The sequence below is a fragment of the Spongiibacter sp. IMCC21906 genome (genome assembly GCF_001010805.1).
Taxonomy (GTDB): domain Bacteria; phylum Pseudomonadota; class Gammaproteobacteria; order Pseudomonadales; family Spongiibacteraceae; genus Spongiibacter.
This window is the reverse complement of the sequence record NZ_CP011477.1, coordinates 3033226-3049867: the sequence shown is the minus strand read 5'-3', so window position 1 is coordinate 3049867 and position 16642 is coordinate 3033226. Positions and strand designations below refer to the sequence as shown.

The following is a 16642-nucleotide window of genomic DNA, read 5'->3' as shown; positions in this document are numbered from 1 at the left end:
CGTGAGATATATTCATGTTTGCTGAACAGTGGTTATATGCCTGCGCAAGATGACAGAGCTTAAAAACGATACCTTCCTGCGCGCGCTCCAGCGTCAGCCTGTTGAGTACACCCCAGTGTGGATGATGCGCCAAGCTGGACGCTATTTACCGGAGTACCGGGCCACTCGTGGCAAGGCTGGCGATTTTATGTCGCTGTGCATGAATCCTGAGCTGGCTTGCGAAGTGACCTTGCAGCCACTTGAGCGTTATCCGCTAGATGCCGCGATTCTTTTTTCCGATATTTTGACCATTCCTGATGCAATGGGTTTGGGCCTCTACTTTGAAACCGGCGAAGGCCCGCGTTTTAAAAAGACGGTTCGTACCCAAGCCGATGTAGATGCATTGCCGGTTGTGGATGGTGAAAAGCACCTCACATATGTTTGCGATGCGGTGCGTACTATCCGTCGCGAATTAAATGGTCGTATACCGTTGATTGGTTTTTCTGGAAGCCCTTGGACCTTGGCTACTTATATGGTCGAAGGCGGCGGTTCTAAAGATCATGCCCGCAGCAAAGCTCTTGCCTATGATCAACCCGAGCTTATGCATGGTTTGTTGGATAAATTGGCACGCAGCGTTACGGCGTATCTTAATGATCAAATCCGGGCGGGTGCACAGGCGGTGCAAATTTTTGACACCTGGGGCGGCGCGCTAAGCCACAATGGCTATCAAGAGTTTAGTTTGCGTTACATGAAGCAAATCGTAGACGGCTTGATAAAAGAAAGTGAAGGCCGTCCTGTGCCAGTCATTTTGTTTACTAAAAATGGTGGTCAGTGGCTGGAAAAAATGGCTGATACAGGCGCCACTGCATTGGGTTTGGATTGGACAACTGACATTGGTGCTGCTCGCAAGCGAGTGGGTGATAGAGTCGCGTTGCAGGGCAATATGGACCCGTCTATGTTAAAAACTTCTCCTAAACGTATTCGAGAAGAAGTTGCCGCCATTCTTGAAAGCTACGGTTCAGGTGAAGGTCATATCTTTAATCTTGGGCATGGCATTACGCCGGAAGTCGATCCTGAAAATGCCGGTGCATTTATCAATGCGGTGAAAGAATTGTCTGCCAAATATCACCGATAAATATTTCTTGCGTCCAAAAAAGAGGCGGATGATTTGATCCGCCTCTTGCGTTAACTTCCTTGGTGTTTAGGGCATCACCTCAACAAAGTTTTTCCATTTGTTTCTTAGACTGATGAACCAGTGTGGTGTTGCTGAGCCTGTGCCTGAAAATTCCAGTTCAGGGTAGTGGGCAGTGACTCGTTCAAGAGCGTTTTTTTCTTGTTTGTCGATATCGATTAACAACAAGTGTCGGCCGCTTGCCAGGGCTTGCTTGAAACGTTTGAAGTCGTGGTGGGGTTCTTGAATACCAAATAACCCGCCTTCCCATGTGAAAAAACCTAAAACGACAACGGCCAGAAAAACGAAAGGCACCAAGCCGACGGTTTCGGTGATGCCACTGTAGTGACTTACTGCCAGTACCAGGGCACTGGCTCCTAGGCCGACAAGGGCACCGCGCTCCATGGCTTGCACAACATCCTTTCTCAACACGGCTTCAACATTGTTAAGTTTTCGGCGCATAACGCCGGAGTCGTCATTGCTTAACACGTGAATTTGCGGCTCGGTTAATCCGTTTTCCTGTAAGTCATTTTGTACTTGTTGGAGTCTATCCAAATCGTCAGTTAAAAAATAATAGCGTTTCATGTCTTGCTCCTTTGCTTTTCTGGCTTGTCATTTCGCTAGACAGCGTTTTGTTATTTCCAGTTGAACCCGATATTGGGATGTGGCGTCGACAGGATTAAAAGCAAAATACGAATACGGTCGGGTGCCACACAGCTGCTGACATATGCCTGTTTAGTGTAACTTACAAAACGCTACGTGCATCGTGATTACGTGGACGTTGCTATTGTATTTTTTTCTAATAAGCAATATTTATAATCGCTAAACGATATAATGCAAATAGTGGTTTTTGAAAGTAAATTATTGATTACTATGGTTTTTAGGGGTGTGTAGTGGCGTTGATCGAAGAATCATCGATAACAGCAGAAGTGAACGCTTGGCTAGATGGTGTGGTTATTGGCGAAAATCTTTGTCCTTTTGCGGCAGCACCGCGAAAGTTAGGGCGTATTGCGATACATATCAGCGATGCGGAGGATGATGAGGCGGTATTGGCGGATTTTCAAGCAGTAGTGGCTGCGCTTAGTGCACAGAGCGCTTCCGTAGTCGAAACGTCATTACTGGTGACACCAAATGTGTACGCTAATTTTTACGATTATAACGACAGCTTGTGGCTTATGGAGAGGGTGTTAAAGCAGCAAGGCTTAGAAGGAATATTGCAACTGGCGAGCTTTCATCCGCAGTACCAGTTTGCCGATGCGGCTGAAAACGATGCCGCTAATTTTAGCAATCGTGCTCCTTATCCGATCTTTCATTTATTGCGAGAAGACAGTGTGGATCGGGTTTTGGCGACGTATCCCGATCCAGAAAATATTCCAGAAAGAAATATCGCGAAACTGCGGGGGATGAGCAGGGGAAAACTACGTGGCTTGTTTCCCCATGTTTTTAAACCGTAACCGACCCTTTGTATTTTGGGTCGGGCTGCGGATTTTTGCCTTAAGGTTTAGGTGGAAATTGCGACCAGATTTCGGCAACGGCCTCATTGATTGCGATTTGATTTGCCTTGGGATCTTTGTTGTTCAGTTCAACGACCAGCGAGCCGCGCCAAGTCAGCTTCATATCTTTTGGGTTTAACAGATCAATAATAATATGGATGTTGCGTACCACGGTATCTTTACCCAGCGGCACCCCAACCGACGTGCTTAAACCGAAATTTCCCGTAAAACTACCCAGGCCAATACCGAGGCGAGGGCTGCGATCAATGGTTTCAGCGGCTTCGGCGACATAATAACGGGCAATAAAATCGGCCTGATCGGGTTTGGCTGCCGGTTTGTACAAGCCGTTTTTCAGCTGCTCGGCGAAGGCGGTTTGGACGTTATCTATGGCGATGGGGGAAACCTGTTTGTCGCCCCCACTGGTGTCAGCCCACACAAATTGCTGGTAACCAGAGAAGTTTGCTCTGGGGTTGTAATCGGTAATGACCTTGGTGCTGCTGCACGCGGCTAAAAACATGACTGTTAGTGCTGTTATGAGAAGTCTCATTTTCATGATCTTATTTCCATTGTTAAATCGACTTATATAGACATCCTACCCGGCACAGATTTCCGCGTCTTGGTAATTATGCCCCAAGTTTGTTATCCGCTTGGCGTTTAAGCATGTCGTTTATTTATTACTGTGATCGGGTTTGAATTGCTTAGCGATAGCTGCGCAGTCTTTGTGTCTTGGGCAGCTGATCAGGTGATCATTCACAAACCCTAACGATTGCAGGTAAGCGTAGCAAATGGTGCTGCCAAAAAACTTAAAACCCCGTTTTTTCATATCTTTGCTAATGGCATCTGACTCTGGCGTTGTTGCCGGTACATCTGCCAGTGTTTTCCAGCGGTTTTGCTTGGGTTTACCATTATAAAAAGACCAAAGGTAGGCGGAAAAACTGCCAAACTCTTTTTTCACCTCGAAATACCGCTGAGCATTACTTATCGCACTTTCAATTTTTTTACGGTTGCGGACGATAGCTGGATTCTCAACCAGAGACTCAATTTTAGCTTGATCAAACTTGGCGACCTTCACAGGATCAAAATTGGCAAAGGCTTTGCGATAACCGTCACGTTTTCGCAAAATAGTCAGCCAGCTCAATCCGGCTTGGGCTGATTCTAAAATGAGAAATTCAAAATGTTTGTGGTCATTGTCGCAGGGAACCCCCCATTCGGTGTCGTGGTATTGCTGGTATTCTGGGTCTGTTCCGCACCAGCCGCAGCGATTATTCATATGCCAAGTCCTTAAATTGAGTGCTTGTCGTTGGGGCGACTTGTTATGGCTACAAGGAATATCCGGCTGTGCCATAATGCCCACAGAAATTCGACTTAGAGTTTAGCAGGGAGTGTTATGAAAACCTTAAAGATATCCATTGTGCCAATTGTGCTGGCTGCCCTGTTGGCATCCTGCGCTGAGTCGCCCACCGGGCGTCGCCAAGTATTGTTGTTTGGTAATGCCGAGATGTCGCAAATGGGCACCACCGCATTTGATGAGATGAAACAGAAAATGACGGTCAGCAGCAATAGCAACACCAACCGCTATGTGACCTGTGTCGCCGATGCGATTACGACAATGCTGCCTGCTGAGTGGCGTGGAAGCTGGGAAGTGGTGGTCTTTGAAGAAGATTCTGCCAACGCCTTTGCCCTGCCGGGTAAGAAGATTGGCGTTCATACAGGCATTCTCAAAGTGGCTAAAAACCAGGACCAGCTCGGTACCGTCTTAGGGCATGAAGTCGGTCACGTGTTAGCTCAACACAGTGCAGAGAGGTTGTCCTTGCAGAGTGTTGCGAGCACGACCACTCAGCTGGTCGGCGTCATGCTGGGCGAGGGTGCCGGCAAAGAGACGGTGATGGGATTGATGGGTTTAGGCACTCAATACGGCGTGGTACTGCCCTATGGCCGAGCGCAGGAATCGGAAGCAGATGTGGTTGGTCTGGACCTGATGGCAGAGGCGGGCTTTAATCCGCAGGAAAGTGTTGAGCTTTGGAAGAATATGAGCGCGGCAAATTCCGGCCAGCCACCGGAGTTTTTGTCGACTCACCCCTCTCATCAAACACGTATCAGCGACTTGGAAGACGGTATGGCCAAAGCCAATGGTCTATATCAACAGGCTAAAGCGCAGGGTCGCCGCCCTAACTGTAAGTAATACTGTCCGGGGCGATATTCTTCGCCCCGTTTCCCCCCTTTTTTAATCTTTTGCCTCTTCGCTGCATGCCTGATGATTCATGGACAGTGCCGGGTTGTCGCAATCGGGTTTTCCCACCACTTTTGCGGGTACGCCCCTCACCATGGTGTGAGCAGGCACATCCTTAAGAACCACACTACCGGCCCCCACGTGGGCGCCTTCGCCAATGTGGATATTGCCTAAAATTTTCGCCCCCGCGCCAATTAATACGCCGTCGGCGACTTTGGGGTGGCGGTCGCCATCGGCTTTGCCGGTGCCGCCAAGAGTGACGGATTGCATTAGCGACACGTTATTGCCCACTACGGCGGTTTCACCAATAACAACGCCCGTGGCGTGATCCATTAAAATGCCATGTCCTATCTTTGCTGCAGGGTGAATATCCACGCCAAACTCGCAAGAAATCCGGTTTTGGAAGTACAGGGCCAGAGAGCTGCGGTTGTTTTTCCATAGCCAGTGGGCAATACGATAGCTTTGCAGGGCGTGGAAACCTTTAAAGTATAAAAAGGGCACCGACAGGCTGTCGCAGGCAGAGTCTCGCTCTTGTACGGCGCAGATATCGGCACGAATGGCTGCACTAATGCCGGGGTCGCTGGCAAAGGCCTCTTCTATGACCTCTCTAACCAGCAGAGCGGACGCGGCCGGGCTGTTCAGTGCATGGGCCAGGTGAAAGCTCAGCGCGGTTTCCAGGCTGTGGTGGTTGAGAATGGTGGCGTGAAGAAAGCTGGCCAATACCGGTTCGCGTTTTACTTCGCAGGCGGTTTCCTCGCGAATGCGCTCCCATACGGGGTCGCGGCTAATGGACTGGGCGGCGGCTTGCTTATTCATAATGCACGGTTAATTCGTAAAAATGATAAATGAGTATAACCCTAAGCGAAGCGATGAAAAACGCCATTGGCAGTAAGGTTTTGTGAGTGTTTATGGCGTTGAGCTGTTAATGCTGCAGGTACAGCGCCATAGCGCTTGCCCAGAGATGCTGTATTTGCGTTCAAAGGGGGTAATGGGAGGATCGGCTTTGTACGCTTCAAACACAGCATGTTGCCCTGCTAGCACCAATGCTTGTTGAAACTCCGCGACATAAATTTGCCAATTGCTTCGCAAGTCCAGTGTGCCTCCAAGAGACAACAGTGCGGGAAAGACCGCCGAGCCTTGGACTCGGTATTTTAGTTGGCTGGGTTTAGGCCAAGGGTTGGGATAGAGCAAATAATGGTGCAGGGGTTGCCAGCCAGCATCAACCGCCAGCCGCCAAAAGTCTTCTACATCTGCACGGATCAGTAAATAGTTATCGAGATTGTCTTCGCGGCTGTGTTTGGCGATGCGGTGGGCCGATTTATCCACGCCGATCACCGCGCAGTCCGGGTATAAGCGGGCCAGCTCTCTACTGCTTTCGCCGACGCCACAAAACGAGTCCAGGATGAGTGGATGCTGTTGCTGGCTCAGCCATGTATCGGCTTCGGCAAATGCTGACAAGTTATGGGGGGCGTAAGGTTTACGAAAGGGATGGCGAAGGTGTTTTAAGACCGTTGCCGCTAATTTTTCATGAGCTGCCAGCTGAGTGCTGTTAACTGATCTGGAGTGACTGTTGTTGCTGGTTTTTTTCATTGCTGAGCGCGGTGACCACAGTGAAATAGCGAGGGGGGGATTTTAGGCTTTGGGGGTAGTCGAGGGCAACGGCCTTTGTGGAGCCAGACGTTTATTCAGGCCGAGGCAAAACCGGTACTTGAGCAGGCTTGCCCTCGGAGCCGATAAATATCTGCTTGCCATCAGCGCTGAAGGTGCCGGATTCTATTTGGGGAAGCCTGTCGGGTTTGATGATCTTGGGGTCGCGGTTTAGCGCATCTAGCCAGTTTTCGTTTTTGTTGCGGGCAAAGTAATAAGTATTGCGAGGGGTAACAATAATCGCCGCATCCATTGCCGGGCTAAAGGCCATGGCTGTTGGCCCAAATTGCCAGCGATACTTGGGTGATAACGCCGCATGCTTTGCTTGGCTGGGTAGGCTTTTAATTTCGCCCAAGTAATTAAGCGGGATAAACAGGTGCTTTAAGGCATCGATCGAAAAGCGATATAAGCGGGGGTGGGGGTCGCGTTTGCTTAGCAGGTAGATAAATCGCTCTTGGCCGTCTACTGCAATCGACTCGACGTCTCGGGGTCCGTCGGGGAATACAAGGGTAAAGCGCCGACTTGCCTTGATGCGCTTAACATCGCTGGCGGGTTCGGGAAGCAAATATACATCCACAAAGGGGCGAATGGACGAGTTGTCGCCGGTGTCGGCAACAACTAAAAAATTGTTGCCCGCCACGTCTTGAAAGCTGGCCATGTCTTCCCAATCAAAGGCGTTGGCGTTGCTGATTTCCAGCTGGCCGACGACTTGGCCGTCGGTGTTGAGCTTAAACAGCCGAGCGCCGTCTCCTGAATCATTGTGACCCCAGATAATCTCGGGATTATTAAAGCTAGTCGCTAATCCGCTTAGTTCAGAAAGTTCAGGGTGGCTGTATTTAAGGATGCTGCCATTGTCGGCGGGTGCGGCTTGTCCGGAGATGGGCGCGAGCACCCATAACATCAAAACAACGGCGATTATGACAGGGGGCATGAATATCCTTAAGAGGGCAAGACAATAAGCGACAGCCAGACTATCAGCAAAAATTGACGCGGTCGTGACAAGTGCAGCTTAATTAAGTGATCGGGTTTCGCCAATGGCCATGGTAGTGAACTCACCGGGGCGTAATTGCCCTTCGGCGGTTGCATCGCTTAACTTTTGTGGCGGCTCATCAATAGGTTCCGCAGAGAGCTGAAAGGTTCCCCAGTGCATACCAATACTGCGCTTTGCTCGAACGTCTTGGTGTATTTGAATGGCGTGTTTGGGATCGACGTGCTGCTCTTTTAGAAAGCTGCGCGGATGATAGGCGCCAATGGGAATTAAGGCCACATCAACTCCCCGCCATTTTTCACCCACGGCCTTAAATTGCACGGGGTTATAACCCGTATCGCCAGCAAACCAAACACTCAACCCGGCAATGTCGATATGCCATGCGGCCCAGAGGCTGTCGAAGCGATCCGTCAGAGTGCGACCGGACCAGTGTTGACTGGGTGTTGCCGTAACGGTAATGGCGGCAAAAGTCTGCTGTTGCCACCAGTCAAATTCGCTTACTTGCTCTGGCGCAATCCCCCTGGCAGTGAACCACGCCCTCAAGCCCAAAGGAACCAAATATTTGGGCTGATTTCCCAGTGTTGCTATCGTTTTTGCATCGAGATGATCGTAATGGTTATGGGAAATCAGCACATAATCTATGGGCGGCAAATCAGCCAATGCGACAGGTAACGATTGCAGTCGTTTGGGTCCCCAAAAAGAGAGGGGAGAGGCGCGATCCGAAAAAATAGGATCGGTGAGAATGGTGACGCCCTGATATTGAATGAGAAAACTGGCATGCCCCAGCCAGGTAATCTGGGCTTTTTCGAGAGCGGGTGATTGGATGTTGCCGGGGGTGGTTGTGGGCACTAAATACGCAGTGGCTTGGTGGTCGGCAATTTCAAGGTCCGAGAAATAACGCAGCCGAATGAGCTGCCAAATACTTTTTTTAAAGTCTTTAAGGTGGGGGTTGTAAAAATGCTCGCCATCGAAATGATCTGACAGCGCTGCTGGGGGTGGTGATGCGCAATCGCTGAGTAGCAAACAATAAAACAACGGCAGAAATAAAGCAGCGAGGCGGTTTTTTATAAAGCATTTTGTCATGCTGATATACGCCGTCGCTGCTCGGGTGGATGTCTTATCGCCTGTGCATTTTAAAGGCTGGCTGCGAGCCGGGTACCTTGATTGATGGCGCGCTTGGCATCCAGCTCTGCGGCCACGTCGGCCCCGCCAATTAAGTGGTAAGGCTTGTTTAAGCCGTCTGTTAATTGTCGGTTTGGCTCCTGACCGGCGCAGAGAATAATATTGTCGACCTCCAGCACCTTTTGCTCTTCTCCTTGGGCGATATGCAAACCGCTATTGTCCACTGCTAAATACTGGCAGCCGGGGAGCATGGTGATGCCTCGTTGCTCAAGGCCAAGTCGGTGAACCCAGCCGCTGGTTTTACCTAAGCCTTTGCCAACCTTGCTGGATTTGCGTTGCAGTAAGAAAATTTGCCGGGGCGAGGGTGTCACATCGCCTTGCACTCCTTCGACGCCACCTCGAGCCTGCAAGCTCATGTCTACGCCCCATTCCTTCATAAAAGTGGTGATGTTTTGGCTGGCATCGCTGTTGTGAGAGAGGTATTCCGCCACATCAAAGCCAATGCCGCCAGCACCGATAATGGCCACCCGCTTACCGACGTCGGCGTTGCCGCTGAGCACGTCCAGGTAGCTGAGAACTTTTTTACTATCGATGCCGGGAATGTCTACCGCTCGGGGAGTCACTCCGGTCGCAATAACAATCTCGTCGGCCTTGAGGGCGTTGAGGGTATCGGCATCTACCCTGGTGTTCAGGTGAACATCGACATTGTGCAACTCTAACTGCCGATGGAAGTAGCGTAGGGTTTCATTAAACTCTTCTTTGCCGGGGATTTGCTTGGCAATATTAAACTGACCGCCGATCTCCTTGGCGGCATCATAAAGACTGACTTTATGTCCCCGCTGGGCGGCTGTTACGGCAAAGGCGAGTCCAGCAGGGCCCGCGCCGACGACTGCATAATGCTTGCTTTGGGCTGCGTCAGTAATGCTGAGCTCGGTTTCGTGACAGGCTCTGGGGTTAACCAGGCAGCTGGTGAGCTGGCCAGAAAATACATGGTCTAGACAAGCTTGATTACAACCAATGCAGGTGTTGATTTCATCGGCCCGGCCCGCTCTGGCTTTGACAATAAAGTCAGGGTCGGCCAAAAAGGGTCTGGCCATGGAGACCATATCTGCATCGCCCCGTTGCAATACTTCTTCTGCTACTTCGGGAGTATTAATGCGGTTTGAGGTAATCACCGGTACGGTCAAATGGGCGCGAAATTTGGCAGTTACCCAGGTAAAAGCCGCTCTAGGCACTTTGGTGACGATGGTCGGAATACGGGCTTCGTGCCAGCCGATACCTGTGTTGATGAGTGTCGCACCGGCGGTTTCTACGGCTTTACCCAGCGCTAATATTTCCTCAAAGCTGCTGCCGCCCTCAACCAGGTCCAGCATGGATAAACGGTAAATAATAATAAATTCCGGGCCAACGGCCTCGCGTACTCGCCGAACAATTTCAACCGGCAGACGCATGCGGTTTTCGTAGCTGCCACCCCATTCGTCGTCACGTTGGTTGGTGCGTTTAGCCAGAAACTGGTTAAGAAAATACCCCTCAGAACCCATGATTTCGACGCCGTCGTAACCCGATTGTTGAGCGAGTTTTGCAACGCGGACAAAGTCTTCAATTTCTTGTTCGATTTCGTCGGCGGTGGCAGCCGAAGGCTTAAAAGGGTTGATGGGTGAGGCTACGGCAGAGGGTGCAATAGGGTTGTGGTTAAAGGCGTAGCGGCCCGTGTGTAAAATTTGTAGACAGATTTTTCCATCTTCGGCATGGACGGCATCGGTGACGAGTTTGTGGTTGGCGCAATCCTGCTCGGTTTCTAGTTGTTTGGTGTGCTCGTGGGGGGAGGCCCGGCGGTTGGGGCCAAAGCCGCCGGTGACGATCAAGGCAACGCCGCCCTTGGCCCGTTCGGCAAAATAGGCTGCCATTCGCTCAAAGCCGTTTTCAGCTTCTTCAAGGCCGGTGTGCATAGAGCCCATCAGTGAACGATTTTTTAACACGGTAAACCCTAAATCTAAGGGTTCCATCAGTTTTGGGTAGGCAGTCATCGCGTTCTCCGTTTTGTGCAAAGTATTGTTATGACGTCGAGCTATCGCCAGCAAATCTATGAATAATGAATGTGGCTGCTCTTAACTTGACGCCGTCAAGTTGAAGCCAGCTTAGTGCTCAATATGGACAGTGTCAAGATTGACTGATACATTGCAGTCCATGCCTGTTACCAAATCGAAAAAGTCCTCTTCTCGCAGCTATCATCACGGTGATTTACATCGCCAATTGGTAGAGGCCGCTGCGCGCCTGCTGCGCGAAGAAGGGGATTCGGCTTTGTCCATGCGTCGCTTGGCCCAAGAGTTACAAGTGTCGCGGATGGCGCCTTATCATCATTTTGCCGACAAGCACGCGCTACTATGTGCCGTGGCAGAAGAGGGGTTTCAGCGCCTGCTGGCGTTGATTGAAAGTGACGACTTTCTCAACGGCCGAAACACGGAGAAAGAGGGGTTGCGACGCTTTCTGGGACGGTATATCACCTTCGCGCTGGATAATCGTGAGTATTACGATTTGATGTTTGGTGAACGCTTATGGAAAAACCAAGTGCCAACAGACAGTTTACGAACACTGTCCAGAGCGTCGTTTAAACAATATGTCGAACGCCTGCGCCAATTACCCTTAAGCGAAACAGTACAAGACGATGCCTTGCGTTACGCGCAGGTGAGTTGGTCTACCTTGCATGGCATGAGCCGCGTGCTGATTGACGGTATTTATTTTGAATCCGATGCGGTGAATGCCATGTGTGATACCGCGACTGAAATGATGTGGCGGGCGTTTAAACAAGCCTGAACTTAGCTCGCCCATTCTGCATTAAACTTGCCAAATGCCGCCAAGTGGCCGACACTTTCGGCTCTTTTTTACAGCGAAACTCCCTTCCCTTTATTCGACTAACCTGGAGGCCAAGTGTCCAGCATTATCAGCGTAAAAGGTCTAAGCAAGGTTTACGACGGCGGCTTTCAGGCGCTAAAGCACATTGATCTCGATATTCGAACCGGTGAAATTTTTGCGCTGCTCGGCCCCAATGGTGCAGGTAAAACCACCTTGATCAGTATTATCTGCGGTATCGTCAATGGCAGCACGGGTACGGTGACCGCTAACGGCATGGATATTCGCGGCGACTTTCGCAAAGTGCGGAGCATGATAGGCTTGGTGCCCCAAGAGCTGAGCACAGATGGTTTTGAAAGCGTTATCTCTACTGTTAAATTCAGTCGCGGGTTGTTTGGCAAACCACCTAATCCCCAATACCTGGAAAAAATCCTTCGCCAGCTTTCGCTTTGGGAAAAACGCAATAACCGCATTATGGAATTATCCGGCGGCATGAAACGTCGGGTCATGATTGCCAAAGCCTTGTCCCATGAACCGCAAATTTTGTTTTTAGATGAACCTACTGCCGGGGTGGATGTAGAGCTGCGCCGGGATATGTGGGAGATGGTCAGAGAATTGCGGCTGCAGGGCGTCACCATTATTTTGACCACCCACTATATTGAAGAAGCCGAGGAAATGGCCGACCGCATTGGGGTCATCAACCGGGGTGAAATTATCCTGGTGGAAGACAAACACACCTTGATGGAAAAGCTGGGCCAGAAACAATTACGATTGCAGTTACAGCAGCCCCTTGCAGCCATTCCTGCCGATTTGCAGTCATTGCCCATCTCTCTTGCGGATAACGGTCATCAACTGATTTTTCATTTTGACAGTCAGAGCGAACACACCGGCATTGCCGAGATGCTCAGGCGCTTGGATGCCCATGGCATTGATTACAAAGACCTGCAGTCTAAGCAGCGTTCGCTGGAAGAAATTTTTGTCAGTCTGGTTTCTGAGCAGCGTACAAGTGAAACCACAGGGGAGGGTGTTGCGTGAATTTTTATGCTATTCGGGCGATTTATTTATTTGAGATGCATCGCACTTGGCGCACCCTGATGCAGAGTATTGCCTCGCCGGTCATTTCCACCTCCCTGTATTTTGTCGTGTTTGGCTCGGCCATCGGCTCCAAAATGGTGGAGATAGACGGGGTGAGCTACGGCGCTTTTATCATTCCCGGCTTGCTGATGCTGGCGCTGTTAACCGAGAGTATCTCTAATGCCTCTTTTGGGATTTATTTTCCTAAATACAACGGCACAATTTATGAGCTACTGTCTGCGCCGGTAGCGACAACAGAAATTTTGCTGGGTTATGTCGGCGCCGCCGCGAGTAAATCGATTGTGCTGGGATTGATTATTCTCGTCACTGCCAGATTGTTTGTGGACTATCAAATTATGCATCCTTTCTGGATGATGAGTTTTTTGGTGATGACGGCGGTGAGCTTCAGTTTATTTGGCTTTATTATCGGCGTTTGGGCCGATGGTTTTGAGAAGCTGCAAATTGTGCCGATGCTGATTGTGACGCCGCTGGCCTTTTTGGGCGGCAGCTTTTATTCCATCAGCATGCTGCCGCCGCTGTGGCAAAAAATTACGTTGATCAATCCCGTCGTGTATTTAATCAGTGGTTTTCGCTGGAGCTTTTATGGCGTTGCCGACGTGAATGTCGGCGTGAGTATTGGCATGACGGCATTGTTTTTAGTGCTGTGTTTGGCACTGGTGAGCTGGATGTTGCGTACTGGTTATAAAATTAAGAGCTAGCGAGTAGGGCATGGGAGCCGCAAGCGTATGCAGCGGCTCCCCTTAGCCTTTATCCCAAGAGTGGGTTTATTCAGGCCACTGATAGTCTTTTAACTGGGCGCGAATATCCTTTTTGCTCACTTTGCCTGTGGCGGTATGGGGCAGCTCGTCGACAAATAAACAGTCTTCTGGAATCCACCACTTGGCGACTTTGTCTTCCAGCCAAGCCAATAAGGTTTGTTTGTCCAGGGTTTTTCCGTCTTTGAGTACGGCCAGCAACAATGGCCGCTCGGTCCATTTTGGGTGGGGCATACCGACTACCGCAGCTTCGGCGACATCGGGATGATTCATGGCACAGTTTTCCAGCTCAATGGAGCTAATCCACTCGCCGCCAGATTTGATGACATCTTTGAGCCTGTCGGTAATCTGTAGATACCCCCATTGATCCATACACCCCACATCGCCGGTTTCAAACCAGCCGTTATCGTCTAGCGTTTCGCCGTCGTAATTAAAGTAGTCGTTAATAATCCAGGGTCCACGCACTTTAATCGCGCCGCTGCTTACACCGTCCCAAGGCTGATCGTTGCCGTCGGCATCGGTGATTTTAATATCTACCCCAAACACCGGGCGTCCGGCTTTTAAGCGTAAGTGGTCATATTCTTCTTCAGAGAGTGACTCCAGGGCGGGAGGACAGTTGCCATTGAAGGTGCCCAGTGGATTCATCTCGGTCATGCCCCAGCCCATCTGCACGTCAACACCGTAGCGGTTGCGCAAGCCGTCGTACACCACAAAGGGGCAGGCAGCGCCGCCCACGGTTAAGCGGTTTAAGGTGGGAATGGATTTTTTGTGCTCATCAAGATAATTCATCAACGCCAGCCATACGGTGGGAACACCGGCTGACACAGTAATTTTTTCTTCGTTAATCAAGGCGCAAAGGGTTTCGCCATCCGCCATTTTAGGGCCAGGCATAACCAACTTGCTGCCGACCATGGGAGCGGAGTACACCAGCCCCCAACCGTTCACATGGAACATGGGCACAATAGGCAGAGCCACATCTTTTATCGAAAGAGCAAAGACATCGGCAGCAATGCTGCCAAAACAATGCAGAAGGGTTGAACGGTGGGTATACATCACGCCTTTGGGGTTGCCGGTGGTGCCTGAGGTATAGCACAGCGCAGAAGGCGTGTTTTCGTTCAGCTCAGGCCAGTCAAATGCCTCGCTTTCTGGGGCCAGCAGGGTTTCGTAGCATAAAGCGTTATTAAGGCGGGTGTCTGGCATATGGGCTTCATCGGTCATTACGATATAGCCCTGAATATCTGGGAGCTTGTCTTGCAGAGACTCAAGCAGCGGCACCATGGTGGCATCGACAAAAATCCACTTGTCCTTGCCATGGTTGACGATATATTCCAGCTGCTCCGGAAATAAGCGGGGGTTAACCGTGTGGCAAACCATGCCGCTACACGACACCGCATAGTAAATTTCTAAATGCCGGTAATCATTCCAGGCAAAGGTGCCGATGGTGTCGCCCTGTTTCAGGCCCAGCTTGCTGAGCGCATTGGCCAGTTTACGCACGCGTTTAAAGGCGTCGCGGTAAGTGTAGCGATGTCGAGGGTTGTCTGCGGTCACTGAGACCACTTCAACCAAACCATTGACCCGTTCGGCATGGCGCATCAGCGCGGTGATGGTCAGCTCGCTATTCATCATTGGGGTGAACATGAAAAACTCCAAAACGTATTATTGTCTGTTGATACTAGCGTGTACGTGACAAAGTCGCGAGTGGAGCCGGTAAAAGGTTTTCGATACCATACGCCGCTTGTTTTCGCCCCTCTTTTCGGAACCCCATTGCTATGGCTTTTCTTGACGACTTTTTAGATCATTTGCGGCTGGATAGCGTGGCTGCCGATCATTTTCAGGGTGAAACCCGTTATATGATTGCGGCTAATCATATTTATGGGGGACAGGTGATGTCGCAAGCCTTGTCGGCGGCGTCACAAACTGTTGCTGAAGGGCGCTACTGTCATAATTATGCGGTGCAATTTTTGCGAGGTGGCCGTACCGATGCGCCCATTGATTTTTGGGTGGAGAGAGTTAAAGACGGTAGAAACTTTAGTGTAAGGCGGGTGCTGGCGGAGCAGGGCGGCAAAAAGCTGCTAAGTCTAGAAGGCTCTTTTCATATTGAGGCTGATGGCTTAGAACGGCAGCAGCATTGTGATAATACCGTGGGACCAGAAAACCTTAGAGACCTTGCGTCCTATAAGGCCGATTTTGCCGCCCGAAACCAAATGGGGCTGTACGATTTTTTGGTCACCAATAATATTCTTGAGTTTCGCTGTCAGGAAATGCCGTCCTACATCGAAAGCCGTGATCGCCCTGCGGCCCAAAAAATGTGGGTACGAGCCAAATATCCCCTGGCAACAGACCAAAATTTGCAACGGATATTGCTGGCGTATATCAGCGACCACAATTTTTTGCGTACCGCCACGCTTCCCTACCGCTCTCAAATTGAGATCAAGCCTTTTCAGTTTGCCAGCCTTAACCACGCCATGTGGATTCATCGCCCCATTAATCTGAATCACTGGCACCTGTTTGATGTGACCAGCCCCAATGCCTACGGACAGCGGTCCCAGGTAATGGGACATTTTTATAATGAGTCTGGCGAAATGGTGGCAACCGCTATACAGGAAGGCTTACTCAAAGCCTTAACAGCAGATGAGGTTGTGCCGTTTAGTAACACCGTATAGTTATCGCTTTGAATAAGACCGCCGCAAGCCCCTAATACTTAAGTGCATCCAGCGGGCTGCCTCTACCTGCATACTGCACAGTCAAGTACATGAGAGCTATTTGGCTGTGTAATACCCTTGGAAATGATGGCTAAACAAGGGCTGTGTTTTTTTGTGATTAAGCATTAAGCTCAGTTTGTAAGCTTGAGTTGACCACGACAAGACAACATTCTAACGGTGGTACACAAGGGCTGTTAGGGATAAGTAAGCACGGTGATGCCTACCGGGACGAATGTTAATCCATGATGCTCGAGCGGTTTTGCGGCACATGAATCCAAAGCGAAGTGTTACGTTGTGGTTAGATTCGTTGCCGGGAGGGCGACATCGGAATATTGTGGTCGTTGCGTTAGCGAATAAACTAGTTCGTATAGCGTGGGCGCTGTTGTTTCATCAGCGCAGGTATCAGCAGCAGTATCAATAGAAATGACGTCAGTTTGTGCGTAGGTGAAACAGTATTAACGGCAAAGCGGTTGCACCGGGTAATCTCCCCGATAAAAGCAGAAACTATGGCACACTCCTTGTGCTGTGGTGGTTTTATACAGTGTTAGCCGGTTCTGCAGTGTCTGCAAGGATAGGTGTCAAATTGATGCCTTTGGCCGGGTGAGTGGCA

At 50.3% G+C, this 16642-nt stretch carries 16 protein-coding genes; 7 read left to right on the top strand and 9 right to left on the bottom strand.

Going from position 1 to position 16642, the window contains the following annotated elements; translation table 11 throughout:
* The first annotated feature begins 49 nt into the window (after positions 1 to 49).
* The gene (gene hemE, locus IMCC21906_RS14050; RefSeq protein ID WP_047012697.1) at positions 50 to 1114 is read left to right on the top strand and encodes a uroporphyrinogen decarboxylase; all 1065 of its coding nucleotides are present in this window, start codon (positions 50 to 52) and stop codon (positions 1112 to 1114) included.
* A gap of 66 nt (positions 1115 to 1180) precedes the next feature.
* Here the strand turns inward: hemE and IMCC21906_RS14045 are convergent, their stop codons facing one another.
* Entirely contained in the window at positions 1181 to 1735 is a 555-nt protein-coding gene (locus tag IMCC21906_RS14045; protein WP_047012696.1) for a hypothetical protein, read from the bottom strand.
* A 308-nt stretch (positions 1736 to 2043) separates the two neighbouring features.
* Here IMCC21906_RS14045 and IMCC21906_RS14040 point away from each other — a divergent pair, with 308 nt between their 5' ends.
* Positions 2044 to 2604 carry a DUF1415 domain-containing protein gene (locus IMCC21906_RS14040; RefSeq protein ID WP_197085906.1) on the top strand — a complete coding sequence of 187 codons (561 nt, stop codon included), beginning with the start codon at positions 2044 to 2046 and terminating at the stop codon, positions 2602 to 2604.
* A gap of 40 nt (positions 2605 to 2644) precedes the next feature.
* Here IMCC21906_RS14040 and IMCC21906_RS14035 read toward each other — a convergent pair whose 3' ends face one another.
* Positions 2645 to 3196 (bottom strand): DUF4136 domain-containing protein, encoded by a 552-nt coding sequence (locus IMCC21906_RS14035; protein ID WP_082117487.1) that lies wholly within the window; start codon positions 3194 to 3196, stop codon positions 2645 to 2647.
* Between the two features lie 114 nt (positions 3197 to 3310).
* On the bottom strand, positions 3311 to 3913 hold the full coding sequence (locus IMCC21906_RS14030) for a DNA-3-methyladenine glycosylase I (protein ID WP_047012694.1): 603 nt from the start codon (positions 3911 to 3913) through the stop codon (positions 3311 to 3313).
* A gap of 117 nt (positions 3914 to 4030) precedes the next feature.
* Here IMCC21906_RS14030 and IMCC21906_RS14025 point away from each other — a divergent pair, with 117 nt between their 5' ends.
* The gene (locus IMCC21906_RS14025) at positions 4031 to 4825 is read left to right on the top strand and encodes a M48 family metallopeptidase (protein WP_047012693.1); all 795 of its coding nucleotides are present in this window, start codon (positions 4031 to 4033) and stop codon (positions 4823 to 4825) included.
* Between the two features lie 42 nt (positions 4826 to 4867).
* Here IMCC21906_RS14025 and cysE read toward each other — a convergent pair whose 3' ends face one another.
* The 5 genes from cysE to IMCC21906_RS14000 all read right to left on the bottom strand — a co-directional run bounded on the left by cysE (position 4868) and on the right by IMCC21906_RS14000 (position 10657).
* Positions 4868 to 5689 (bottom strand): serine O-acetyltransferase, encoded by an 822-nt coding sequence (gene cysE, locus IMCC21906_RS14020; RefSeq protein ID WP_047012692.1) that lies wholly within the window; start codon positions 5687 to 5689, stop codon positions 4868 to 4870.
* Positions 5690 to 5779: 90 nt separating this feature from the next.
* Complete coding sequence (locus IMCC21906_RS14015; protein ID WP_047012691.1) at positions 5780 to 6463, bottom strand: tRNA (guanosine(46)-N(7))-methyltransferase TrmB; 684 nt, start codon at positions 6461 to 6463, stop codon at positions 5780 to 5782.
* A 91-nt stretch (positions 6464 to 6554) separates the two neighbouring features.
* Positions 6555 to 7451: a hypothetical protein gene (locus IMCC21906_RS16430; RefSeq protein WP_052763548.1), complete on the bottom strand. Its 897-nt coding sequence runs from the start codon at positions 7449 to 7451 to the stop codon at positions 6555 to 6557.
* A 78-nt stretch (positions 7452 to 7529) separates the two neighbouring features.
* Positions 7530 to 8591, bottom strand: a complete 1062-nt coding sequence (locus IMCC21906_RS14005; protein ID WP_047012690.1) for an MBL fold metallo-hydrolase — start codon at positions 8589 to 8591, stop codon at positions 7530 to 7532.
* A 50-nt stretch (positions 8592 to 8641) separates the two neighbouring features.
* Positions 8642 to 10657: an NADPH-dependent 2,4-dienoyl-CoA reductase gene (locus tag IMCC21906_RS14000; RefSeq protein ID WP_047012689.1), complete on the bottom strand. Its 2016-nt coding sequence runs from the start codon at positions 10655 to 10657 to the stop codon at positions 8642 to 8644.
* A gap of 139 nt (positions 10658 to 10796) precedes the next feature.
* Here IMCC21906_RS14000 and IMCC21906_RS13995 point away from each other — a divergent pair, with 139 nt between their 5' ends.
* From IMCC21906_RS13995 to IMCC21906_RS13985, 3 genes are all read left to right on the top strand, one after another.
* Complete coding sequence (locus tag IMCC21906_RS13995) at positions 10797 to 11444, top strand: TetR/AcrR family transcriptional regulator (protein ID WP_231580275.1); 648 nt, start codon at positions 10797 to 10799, stop codon at positions 11442 to 11444.
* Between the two features lie 114 nt (positions 11445 to 11558).
* Positions 11559 to 12515, top strand: coding sequence for an ABC transporter ATP-binding protein (locus tag IMCC21906_RS13990; RefSeq protein WP_047012687.1), 957 nt, complete (start codon positions 11559 to 11561; stop codon positions 12513 to 12515).
* Positions 12512 to 13273: an ABC transporter permease gene (locus tag IMCC21906_RS13985; protein WP_047012686.1), complete on the top strand. Its 762-nt coding sequence runs from the start codon at positions 12512 to 12514 to the stop codon at positions 13271 to 13273. The genes IMCC21906_RS13990 and IMCC21906_RS13985 overlap by 4 nt, the downstream gene beginning before the upstream one ends.
* A 66-nt stretch (positions 13274 to 13339) precedes the next feature.
* Here IMCC21906_RS13985 and IMCC21906_RS13980 read toward each other — a convergent pair whose 3' ends face one another.
* Positions 13340 to 14968 carry a long-chain fatty acid--CoA ligase gene (locus IMCC21906_RS13980; protein ID WP_047012685.1) on the bottom strand — a complete coding sequence of 543 codons (1629 nt, stop codon included), beginning with the start codon at positions 14966 to 14968 and terminating at the stop codon, positions 13340 to 13342.
* A gap of 131 nt (positions 14969 to 15099) precedes the next feature.
* Between IMCC21906_RS13980 and IMCC21906_RS13975 the strand changes: the two genes are divergently transcribed.
* Positions 15100 to 15993 carry an acyl-CoA thioesterase II gene (locus tag IMCC21906_RS13975; protein WP_047012684.1) on the top strand — a complete coding sequence of 298 codons (894 nt, stop codon included), beginning with the start codon at positions 15100 to 15102 and terminating at the stop codon, positions 15991 to 15993.
* The last annotated feature ends 649 nt before the right edge of the window (positions 15994 to 16642 follow it).

Coding starts and splice junctions, on each gene's coding strand:
- hemE (WP_047012697.1), top strand. CDS start 50: ATGACAGAGCTTAAAAACGATACCTTCCTGCGCGCGCTCCAGCGTCAG.
- IMCC21906_RS14045 (WP_047012696.1), bottom strand. CDS start 1,735: ATGAAACGCTATTATTTTTTAACTGACGATTTGGATAGACTCCAACAA.
- IMCC21906_RS14035 (WP_082117487.1), bottom strand. CDS start 3,196: ATGAAAATGAGACTTCTCATAACAGCACTAACAGTCATGTTTTTAGCC.
- IMCC21906_RS14030 (WP_047012694.1), bottom strand. CDS start 3,913: ATGAATAATCGCTGCGGCTGGTGCGGAACAGACCCAGAATACCAGCAA.
- IMCC21906_RS14025 (WP_047012693.1), top strand. CDS start 4,031: ATGAAAACCTTAAAGATATCCATTGTGCCAATTGTGCTGGCTGCCCTG.
- cysE (WP_047012692.1), bottom strand. CDS start 5,689: ATGAATAAGCAAGCCGCCGCCCAGTCCATTAGCCGCGACCCCGTATGG.
- IMCC21906_RS14015 (WP_047012691.1), bottom strand. CDS start 6,463: ATGAAAAAAACCAGCAACAACAGTCACTCCAGATCAGTTAACAGCACT.
- IMCC21906_RS16430 (WP_052763548.1), bottom strand. CDS start 7,451: ATGCCCCCTGTCATAATCGCCGTTGTTTTGATGTTATGGGTGCTCGCG.
- IMCC21906_RS14005 (WP_047012690.1), bottom strand. CDS start 8,591: ATGACAAAATGCTTTATAAAAAACCGCCTCGCTGCTTTATTTCTGCCG.
- IMCC21906_RS14000 (WP_047012689.1), bottom strand. CDS start 10,657: ATGACTGCCTACCCAAAACTGATGGAACCCTTAGATTTAGGGTTTACC.
- IMCC21906_RS13980 (WP_047012685.1), bottom strand. CDS start 14,968: ATGTTCACCCCAATGATGAATAGCGAGCTGACCATCACCGCGCTGATG.
- IMCC21906_RS13975 (WP_047012684.1), top strand. CDS start 15,100: ATGGCTTTTCTTGACGACTTTTTAGATCATTTGCGGCTGGATAGCGTG.